Here is a 9,038-nt window from a genome sequence, read left to right as displayed (position 1 = left end):
CACCATCGGCATCAATGCGCGGCTGCTGGATCCCGAACTGGTGGCAGCAGCGCGGCTACGCCACAAGGATGGGGCAGGGTCGGGCAAATATCTCGACTGAGGATGGGCAAAAGAAAAGGCCACCGCGACGGATCGCAGTGGCCTCGCCCGAGCAGCGCCGAAGCGCGCTCGCCAAAATCCTGAGGCTACTAGAGCAGGGTCAGGTTGGTCGCCGATTCCTTGCCGTCGCGGCCGGTCTCAAGCTCGTATTCAACCTTGTCGTTCTCGTAGAGGCCATCGAGTCCAGAACGCTGGACGGCGGAAATGTGCACGAACGCATCCTTGCCACCACCCTCGGGCGAAATGAAACCGAAACCTTTGGTCGTGTTGAAGAACTTGACCGTGCCTTTGATAGCCATGAGTTTGCCTTTCCAGTATGGAGGTCCGGCAAATTATCGAAGTTCTCGAATGCCACAAGCCTCCCGATGCGCTGTGTGGATTATTTTATGCTATGGCGCACGTTTGCCAAGACTGGATTGACACTTTCGGCACCAAAAACGTACCGCACCACAATATCACGCCACTAATCAGGGTTCATCGGCTCGCCTGAGCCGCGCCGATAAGTCTCCGTCTAACCGTCAGGAGACGGTCGGCGCAAAATACTCGTGTGTAGCGCTCGTCAGGCAAGAAGGCGTTTCCTCGCCCGCAGTAAACTTGGATTCTATTAACTCGATCTAATCAGTAGAAATTATCATCATTACCCCAGTCGCGGTCTTCTCGCGAAACAAGAGTTCGGGCTGGCCAGTGCCGCCCTGGGGGATGAAATGAAAAGAACGTTCAAGCTTGCGCTGGCCGCAATCGCATTTTCGGGCCTTGGCGCCTCTGCCACCTTCGCGCTCGATCTTCGCATTGGCTGGCAGCCGATCGTCGAGCCGAGCCGCGTGCCGCAGGCCGACGGCGCCTATGAGGCCGCAACTGGCGCCAATGTGACCTGGAACCGCTTCGAAGGCGGCGCAGACGTTGTCGCCGCGATCGCCTCGGGTTCAATCGACATCGGCTATGTGGGTTCAAGCCCGCTGACCGTGGCAGCAAGCCAGGGCCTGCCGATCGAGACGATTTTCGTCGTTGGCAATATCGCAGAAGCTGAAGCGCTTGCCGTCAAGGGCGTCACAACGCCCGAGGAACTGGCTGGAAAGAAGATCGCTACGCCCTTCGTTTCCACCGCGCATTACAGCCTACTTACCGCGCTCGAACACTGGGGTGTCGATCCATCGAGCGTTGAACTCCTCAACCTGCGGCCGCCGGAAATCGCTGCTGCGTGGGAACGTGGCGACATCGATGGTGCCTATGTGTGGGACCCCGTGCTGACCCAGATCAAGAGCACCGGCGGCACTGTTCTGGCCGATAGCGCCGACGTCGCTGAATGGGGTGGCCCGACCTTTGACGCCTGGATCGTTCGCAAGGATTTCGCCGAAGCCAATCCCGATGTCGTGACCGCTTTCGTCAAGACGACGGCCGATGCCTATGCCGCTTATCTTGCGGACCCCGAGGCCTGGAACGCCGAATCCGAAGAGGCCGGAAAGATCGCCGAACTCTCCGGCGCCAATGCCGCCGACGTTCCCGCGCTGCTCAAGGGCTATGTCTTCCCCTCGCTTGAAGAACAGATCAGCCCGGCCTTCCTCGGCGGGGGCACGACCGAGGCAGTGGCAGCCACGGCCAAGTTCCTCCTCGAACAGGGCCGCATCACCACCGTGCTCGACGACTACACGCCCTACGTCTCAACCAAGTATGCGAGTGACGCGCTGGCCCAGTGATTTCACAGCGGGTGTTTCCTTCCCTTCCACCCGCCATAGCGCTGCCGTTCCCTGACGGCAGCGCTTCCCCAATGAGGAATGTCCATGAGCGAACTTCGCCTCAACGCCGTTACCCTCGCCTATGAGCGCGCACGCTCCCCGGTACTCGACCGACTGACGCTTGGTATCGGCAAGGGCGAGTTCGTAGCCGTGCTCGGGCAATCCGGATCAGGCAAGACCAGCCTCCTCAACCTCGCGGCTGGGTTTCTCGAACCCACCGAAGGCCGGGTCACGCTCAACGGTAGCGTGGTTCATGGTCCCTCGGCCGATCGCGCCGTGGTCTTCCAGGACGACGCGCTCTATCCCTGGCTCAACGCTCGCGACAATGTCGCATTCCCGCTCAAACTCAGAAAAGTCGCACCTACGCTGCGCCGCGAGCGCGCCGAACGCCTCCTCGCCGATGTCGGCCTGGCCGGTCAGGGCGACAAGCACATCTGGGAGCTTTCCGGCGGTATGCGGCAGCGCGTCGGCATCGCCCGTGCCCTCGCCGCCGAACCCGAGTACCTGCTGATGGACGAACCGCTTGGAGCACTCGACGCCATGACGCGCGACCAGATGCAGGAGCTGCTTCTGACAGTCTGGCACCGCTCGGCGACTGGCGCCCTTCTCATTACCCACTCTGTGGAAGAAGCCCTGTTCCTCGCAACGCGCGTAGTGGTTCTGGCAGCGCATCCGGGGCGCATCGTTTCAAGCCTCGATGTCAGTTTCGGCCGCCGCTTCCTTGCAGGCGAACCGGCGCGAGCGCTCAAATCCGAGCCGGACTTTGTCGCCCTGCGCGAACAACTGATCTCAGCCGTCCACACCAACGAGGCGGTGGCAGCATGACGGTCTCGGTCGACTCCATAAGGCTCGGACAAGGCGAATTACCGCGTCGGCGCTTTCGCTGGTCCCGTGTCTTGCCCATTCTCGCCGGCGCCGGGGTAGCCCTTGGCATTATTGTCATCTGGCACCTCGCCAGTACTCTTGGCTGGGTTTCGCCCGTCTTCCTGCCGCCCCCGAGCGCCGTACTCGCTGCCCTCGGACGCCTCGTCACCACCGGCTATGTCGACAGCACCCTAATCCAACATGCCGGAGCGAGCTTGGGCCGCGTCTTTGCCGCGCTCGGCTTTTCTATCCTGATCGGTGTGCCGGTGGGTCTCATCATTGCTACGAGCCCGATCGGCCGCGGCCTTTTCGACCCGATCATCGAATTCCTCCGGCCTCTGCCACCACTCGCCTATCTACCGCTCGTCATCATCTGGTTCGGCATAGGCGAGACGGCGAAAGTGCTGGTCATTCTCCTCGCCATGGTGCCCGCCATCACCATAGCGACCGCTGCGGGTGTGCGCAGCACGTCCAAGAACCAAGTCAACGCGGCCCGCTCCTTCGGAGCGACGCATCTGCAATTACTGGTCAACGTCCTGCTGCCAAGCGCCATCCCGTCCATCCTCACCGGCATCCGCATTGCGCTCGGCGCCGGCTGGACGACCCTCGTTGCCGCCGAACTCGTCGCCGCCGGCCGGGGCCTTGGCTACATGATCCAGTCCGCCGCCCAATTCCTCGTCACCGACGTGGTGATCGCCGGCATCCTCGTAATCTCGGCCATCGCCTTTGCCTTCGAGGCGCTGCTGCGCTTCATCGAACATCGCTTCGTGCCCTGGGCACGCAACCAATAGGTCCTCGAATGGTCGAACCCATCCGCTTCTTCTGGTTCATTCCCACCCATGGCGATGGCCGTTATCTCGGCTCGAGCGATGGCGAGCGCCAGCCCGACTTCAGCTATTTTGCCCAGATCGCACAGGCGGCCGATCGACTGGGCTTTGAAGGCGTGTTGCTGCCTACCGGGCAGAATTGCGAAGAATCCTGGATCACGGCGACCGGGCTCGCGACGCTCACCGAACGCCTCAAATATCTCGTTGCGCTACGGCCGGGCGTAACACTCCCGACATTTGCCGCGCGCCAGGCGGCCGCGCTTGATCGACTGAGCAATGGGCGCCTGCTGCTCAATGTGGTGGTTGGCGGCAACCCTGTCGAACTCGCCGGCGACGGCGTGTTCCTGCCGCACGATCAGCGCTATGAGCAGGCGTCGGAATTTCTGACCATTTTCCGCGGCCTCCTCGCGGGCGAAACCGTGGACTTCCAGGGCAAGCACTATCGCGTCGAAGGTGGCCGGCTCGACCAGCGGACCGTGCAAAAGCCGCATCCGCCGATCTACCTCGGCGGCTCGTCTGAAGCAGGACAGGACCTAGCCGCCGAACAGGTCGACACCTATCTCACATGGGGCGAGCCGGTGGTGCAGGTGGCCGAGAAGGTCGCCTCCGCCCGCAAAAAGGCCGAAGCGCGCGGACGCAAGCTGCGCTTCGGCATTCGTCTCCACTTCATCGTTCGCGAAACCGAAGAGGAGGCCTGGGCCGAGGCCGACCGGTTGATCAGCCGCGTCAGCGATTCTCAAATTGCCGCGGCACAAGCACGCTTCACCCAGCAGATGGACAGCGTCGGCCAGCGCCGCATGGCCGAGCTGCACGGCGGGGATCGCAACAAGCTCCTGGTGGCGCCCAACCTCTGGGCCGGCGTTGGTCTCGTTCGCAACGGCGCTGGAACGGCGCTGGTGGGCACGCCGGACCAGGTAGCAGAGCGCCTCCGCGAATATCAGGAGGCTGGCATCGAGCTTGTCATCGGTTCAGGCTATCCGCATCTCGAGGAAGCCTATCGCGTCGCAGAACTGCTGTTCCCTGCCTTGGGCATCGGTCGGCAACACAAGAGCCTTGTCGAAACCGTCAGCAACGAATTCGCCGTCGGCTTCCACGGCCACCGGCAGATCGCGGTCTAGGCGTTTCATTGAGCGGCGCGGGGCCCTCAACCCGGGAGTGAGGGATAATCGACATAGCCCTCAGGGCCACTTGTATAAAAGGTGGCTTTGTCCGGCACCGCCAAGTCGACGCCACGGCGTAGCCGCTCGGGCAAGTCGGGATTGGCGATGAACTTCTCGCCGAAGGCCACGAGGTCGGCAGCGCCGCGGGCCAGCGCCGATTCTGCTGAAACCGCATCATACTTGCCGGCCAGAATGAGCCTGCCCTCAAAACTGCTACGGATGGCCGCCGCCACATAGGGGACGCCATTGGGTTGCACTTCGGGCTCGACGACATGGAGATAGGCCGGCGCCAACGGACCAATCAGGCTGGCGATGGTCGCGAAGTGCTGCACCGGGTCCGTGTCGCTCATGCCTTGGAAGAGGTTGGTGGGCGAGAGCCGAACGCCAATGCGCTCCGTCGGCCCGTAGCGCGCCACGGCGGCGAAGATCTCCAGCAAAAACCGCGCCCGCTTGGCGGCACTGCCGCCATAGTCGTCGCTGCGTTGATTGCTGCCATCTCGCAGGAACTGGTCGATCAGATAGCCATTGGCGCCATGCAGTTCCACACCATCGAAACCCGCAGCATGGGCCCTGCGGGCTGCCTCGGCATAATGCCCGACCACCTCGGCGATCTCGCCAACAGTCAGCTCATCCGGCGTCTGAAACGGCACTGGACCGGCCTGCGTATAGATCGAACCGCTGGCAGCAATAGCGGAGGGCCCGACGACACGGCCGCCCGGCTGCAACTGGCTCGAATGTGCGCCCCGCCCCATATGGGAAAGCTGCGCAAATATGCGTCCACCAGCGGCGTGCACTCCACGCGTGACAGTGGCCCAGCCCTCCTGTTGCGCATCGGTAAAAAGACCGGGCCGCGTCGGCCCCTCAAGGCCGCTCCAGGGATCGACCTCGATGGATTCGCTGACGATAAGCCCCGCGCTGGCGCGTTGCGCATAGTAAAGTGCAGTGATGTCAGGAGGAACCTTGCCATGGACTGCACGGCGCCGGGTCATGGGAGCCATGACAATGCGATTGGGCAGGTGGAGGTCACCCAGAGAAGTAGGTTCGAGAAGACGCGTCGTCACTTGATCAAGCCACCTTGCTTGCCTGCCCTGCCGGGCGCAAAAGCCGGGGAAAGCCATGCCGCTCGGCCAAGAGCTCGAGAATACGGTCCGTGTCCGACACGAAATGAAGATCGCCGTGCTGCTTGGCATCGGCCGGCGGATTGTCTCCCAGAATGAGGAGCGGCAGGCCCTGATTGGCCTCTCCCACCAGCGCTACGATGTCCGCCCGCGGCCGTGGAAACGGTACTCGCTTGACCTCGATATCGAGGGAGAGTTGCGGGAAGCTGGCGAGCAGGCCCTCGATCTGGTTGCAGAAGGGGCAAACGAACGGCCCGTCATCCCGGCCCGACACATCAAAGCCCGGGTCGATGAGAAAAAGCCTGTCATGCGCCATTTGCTACTCCTGAGGGTCGTACAGACGGACCACATCCGTCCTATGCAAACCCTAATGCACCATCTGTATTAGTCTATAGAATTAGTAGATATAAATTTTGTTCTTCGCAAAACCGAGGACAAACTGTGCTCTCCGCGGTTTTCGCGTTGTCCTGTTGAGCCCAAAGGGCGGCCAGGAATTGTGCCAGGCCGCCCCGGTGTGGCTCAGGTCTTGGGCAGGCCGGGCGGGTTGGTCTGCGAGGTTTCGACGGCTTCGGCGGTGATGTTCCAGCGTTCGAGGCTCTGGGCGTAGAGGCCGTTCTCGATGAGGCCGTTGATGGCGATGGTGATCGCGTCGGCAATGCCTGCGCCCTTGCGGGTGGTGGCTGCGATTTCGGCCTTTACCGGCCAGCCGCCGCTCTGCACGCCGACGAGGCGGGTGTCGCCCGTCACGGCAGAGGAATAGGACAGGGTCGGATTGGGGTTGAACTCGACATCAGCGCGGCCGGACTGGATGGCAAGCGTGCTGGCAGCGGAGTCGTCGTAGTACTGGACTTCAATTGGGGCGAGACCGGCTTCCTTGTTCAGGCGATCCCATTCGAGGATGATCTTTTCCTGATTGGTGCCGGCGCCGGTGATGACTTTTAGGCCCGCAATATCCTTGGGTTCTGTGATCGACTGGATGGGGCTGTCGGTGCGGACGTAGAAGCCCAGAACGTCCTGGCGGTAGCTCGAGAAGTCGAACTTTTCCTTGCGCTCTTCGGTGACGGTGACGTTGGAAAACACCGCGTCAAACTTGCCAGAGCTGACGCCCAACGGCCAATCGGCCCAGGCGGTGGCCACGAGATTGAGTTCGAGACCGAGCGAGTCGGCGACCAGCGAAGCAAGATCCGGGTCGAAGCCGACGAGCGCCTGATTGTCGGTGGCGTAGGTGGCGATCGGCGGATCCCACGGAGAAACGGCGACGGTGAACTTGCCGTCGGCGGCGAATTTGTAGTCGGCCGGGATGGCGGCGATGGCGGCCTCATTGGGATCGGCCTTGAGGCGGCCGGGCTGTTCGGGGCTGAGGTCGAATTCGGCAGCGTAGCCGGCGCTAGCGAGGGCCGCGAAGGCAACGCCGGTAAGAAGGGATCTGAGTTTCATGTGGTCTACCTTGTCCAGAGGGATGCGCTAGGGACGTGGCTCCAGCGTCGCGCGGGCGCCGGAGCAAAGCTCATTCGGCCGCGATCGGCGGCGCGGTTTTGGCCTGCCAGCCGAGGGCCGGGGCTATTCGGGTGATGGTGTCAGTGAGGATCTGTTCGTATTCCTCGCGCTTGAACTCATAGGGGAGCTCGAGGCGCAGTTCGGAGACGAGCGGCAGGACCGGATCATCCAGCAGCCATTCGACAATCTGTTCGGCGGGGCCAACGAGGTCGCGCGGAAAGAGGGTGCGGCGCTCACCCTGCGGCTTGAACGTGCGTTCGAGGCGCGAGGCGGCATAGGCCTCGTAGCGGGCGATGCGCGAAGGCGGCGCGGAGTCTGTGGGAACGATGACGCGACCGAGGGCGACGCGGGCGGGGCGACCATTGAGGGCCTCACGCCAGGTGTTGATCAGATTGACCTGGGCGGTGTGGAAGTCGTCGGTGCCTTCGCCGGAAATGACATTGCCGGTGAGAAGATTGAAGCCGTTCTCGCCGGCCCAGCGGGCGGAGCGCTGCGAGCCGCCGCCATACCAGAGGCGGTTGACGAGACCCTCGGCATGGGGCTGGAGGCGCGGGCGCTGCGGGCCGAAGGGCGTCGCGACGAAAGTTTCGTCGTCGCCGAGATAGTCGCCGCTGAGATTGTCGCGAAAACGCTTGATGCGCTCGTGGCTGAGGTCGTGCTGCTTCCAGTCGCCATCGTGGATCAGGTGGGCGATGAGATGGCTATGGGGCGGCAAGCCGGCGCTTAGGCCGACATTGAGGCGTCCGCGCGAGAGTACGTCGACCATGGAGAGATCTTCCGCAAGCCGGAAGGGGCTTTCATAGCCGATCTGGATCACGGCGGAGCCGAGCTGAATGCGGCTGGTGCGTTGGCTCGCAGCAGCAAGGAAGACGGCGGCCGAGCCAATGCCCGGTTCAAGATGCCGCTGGCGGACCCAGGCGCCGTCAAAGCCCAGCTTCTCGCCGAAGGCGATGAGGTCGAGCGTTTCGTCTATGCCGGCAAAGGGTGCGGCATTGTCGAAATTGCCGGGGGTGAGAAAGCCGATCTCTTTGATGTGCTGCGTCATGGTCGTCGTTCCGGAAAAGAGGGGCGCGGGCGGGACAGGGGAGGAGGGAGAACACCGCCCGCGCTAGAGATCGTCCGTCGTTGGTCCGGACGATCTCTAAACTTGTGCCGATCAGGGCTTGGGCAGGCCGGGGGGATTGGTCTTTGCGACGTCGATGCCTTCGGCGCCGAGGTTCCACTGCTCGAGCAACTGGGCGTAGAGGCCTGTCTCGATCAGGTCGTTGATGGCGGCGGTGAAAGGTTCGGCAAGGCCGGAATCCTTCACCGTCGTGATCCCCACTTCGGCCGGCAGCGGCCAGCCGGAGCTGACGGTGCCGACGAGCTTGGTCTCGCCGGTCTGGGCCGCGTGATAGGCCTGGGTGGAATTGGGATTGAAATTGGTATCGGCACGACCGGAAGCGAGAGCGAGGCCAGCAGCGGCGTCATCGTCGTAGTACTGGACCTCGACGGGCGCGAGCCCTTCCTTCTGGTTGAGTTCGTCCCACTGCAGGATGATCTTTTCCTGAATGGTGCCCGAGCCGGTGATGACTTTCAGGCCAGCAATGTCCTTGGGCTCGGTGATCGCGGTGATGGGGCTGTCGGCCTTGACGTAGAAGCCATGGAGGCCGAGGCGGTAGGTCGAAAAGTCGAACTTTTCCTTACGCTCCTCGGTCACGCCGACATTGGAAATCACCGCGTCATACTTGCCGGAGGCGA

10 protein-coding genes are annotated in these 9,038 nt (G+C 62.7%); 4 read left to right on the top strand and 6 right to left on the bottom strand.

Annotated elements, in window-relative coordinates; translation table 11 throughout:
• Positions 1 to 188 precede the first annotated feature (188 nt).
• A complete protein-coding gene (locus tag ABW043_RS07560) occupies positions 189 to 398 on the bottom strand; it encodes a cold-shock protein (RefSeq protein ID WP_353920609.1) in 210 nt (69 codons plus the stop codon).
• A 405-nt stretch (positions 399 to 803) separates the two neighbouring features.
• Between ABW043_RS07560 and tauA the strand changes: the two genes are divergently transcribed.
• From tauA to ssuD, 4 genes are all read left to right on the top strand, one after another.
• Positions 804 to 1,793: a taurine ABC transporter substrate-binding protein gene (gene tauA / locus ABW043_RS07555; protein WP_353920608.1), complete on the top strand. Its 990-nt coding sequence runs from the start codon at positions 804 to 806 to the stop codon at positions 1,791 to 1,793.
• Between the two features lie 84 nt (positions 1,794 to 1,877).
• A complete protein-coding gene (locus ABW043_RS07550) occupies positions 1,878 to 2,657 on the top strand; it encodes a taurine ABC transporter ATP-binding protein (protein ID WP_353920607.1) in 780 nt (259 codons plus the stop codon).
• Positions 2,654 to 3,487 (top strand): ABC transporter permease subunit, encoded by an 834-nt coding sequence (locus tag ABW043_RS07545; protein WP_353920606.1) that lies wholly within the window; start codon positions 2,654 to 2,656, stop codon positions 3,485 to 3,487. The genes ABW043_RS07550 and ABW043_RS07545 overlap by 4 nt, the downstream gene beginning before the upstream one ends.
• A gap of 8 nt (positions 3,488 to 3,495) precedes the next feature.
• The gene (gene ssuD, locus ABW043_RS07540) at positions 3,496 to 4,641 is read left to right on the top strand and encodes an FMNH2-dependent alkanesulfonate monooxygenase (RefSeq protein WP_353920605.1); all 1,146 of its coding nucleotides are present in this window, start codon (positions 3,496 to 3,498) and stop codon (positions 4,639 to 4,641) included.
• Between the two features lie 26 nt (positions 4,642 to 4,667).
• Here the strand turns inward: ssuD and ABW043_RS07535 are convergent, their stop codons facing one another.
• From ABW043_RS07535 to ABW043_RS07515, 5 genes are all read right to left on the bottom strand, one after another.
• A complete protein-coding gene (locus ABW043_RS07535; protein WP_353920604.1) occupies positions 4,668 to 5,744 on the bottom strand; it encodes an alkene reductase in 1,077 nt (358 codons plus the stop codon).
• A 4-nt stretch (positions 5,745 to 5,748) separates the two neighbouring features.
• On the bottom strand, positions 5,749 to 6,117 hold the full coding sequence (locus ABW043_RS07530) for a DUF3088 domain-containing protein (protein WP_353920603.1): 369 nt from the start codon (positions 6,115 to 6,117) through the stop codon (positions 5,749 to 5,751).
• A gap of 203 nt (positions 6,118 to 6,320) precedes the next feature.
• Positions 6,321 to 7,238, bottom strand: a complete 918-nt coding sequence (locus tag ABW043_RS07525) for an ABC transporter substrate-binding protein (protein ID WP_353920602.1) — start codon at positions 7,236 to 7,238, stop codon at positions 6,321 to 6,323.
• A 70-nt stretch (positions 7,239 to 7,308) separates the two neighbouring features.
• Positions 7,309 to 8,343: an LLM class flavin-dependent oxidoreductase gene (locus ABW043_RS07520; RefSeq protein ID WP_353920601.1), complete on the bottom strand. Its 1,035-nt coding sequence runs from the start codon at positions 8,341 to 8,343 to the stop codon at positions 7,309 to 7,311.
• A 111-nt stretch (positions 8,344 to 8,454) separates the two neighbouring features.
• Positions 8,455 to 9,038, bottom strand: a 584-nt coding sequence (locus ABW043_RS07515; RefSeq protein ID WP_353920600.1) for a transporter substrate-binding domain-containing protein, incomplete at its 5' end; no start/stop codon positions are given.

Source organism: Devosia sp., assembly GCF_040509215.1.
Classification (GTDB): Bacteria; Pseudomonadota; Alphaproteobacteria; order Rhizobiales; family Devosiaceae; genus Devosia.
This window is presented reverse-complemented; position numbering and strand designations above follow the sequence as displayed.

What these genes read in the sequence shown, in the direction of transcription:
- ABW043_RS07525 (WP_353920602.1), bottom strand. Translation starts at nt 7,238, where the DNA reads ATGAAACTCAGATCCCTTCTTACCGGCGTTGCCTTCGCGGCCCTCGCT.
- tauA (WP_353920608.1), top strand. Translation starts at nt 804, where the DNA reads ATGAAAAGAACGTTCAAGCTTGCGCTGGCCGCAATCGCATTTTCGGGC.
- ABW043_RS07550 (WP_353920607.1), top strand. Translation starts at nt 1,878, where the DNA reads ATGAGCGAACTTCGCCTCAACGCCGTTACCCTCGCCTATGAGCGCGCA.
- ABW043_RS07520 (WP_353920601.1), bottom strand. Translation starts at nt 8,343, where the DNA reads ATGACGCAGCACATCAAAGAGATCGGCTTTCTCACCCCCGGCAATTTC.
- ssuD (WP_353920605.1), top strand. Translation starts at nt 3,496, where the DNA reads ATGGTCGAACCCATCCGCTTCTTCTGGTTCATTCCCACCCATGGCGAT.
- ABW043_RS07545 (WP_353920606.1), top strand. Translation starts at nt 2,654, where the DNA reads ATGACGGTCTCGGTCGACTCCATAAGGCTCGGACAAGGCGAATTACCG.
- ABW043_RS07530 (WP_353920603.1), bottom strand. Translation starts at nt 6,117, where the DNA reads ATGGCGCATGACAGGCTTTTTCTCATCGACCCGGGCTTTGATGTGTCG.
- ABW043_RS07560 (WP_353920609.1), bottom strand. Translation starts at nt 398, where the DNA reads ATGGCTATCAAAGGCACGGTCAAGTTCTTCAACACGACCAAAGGTTTC.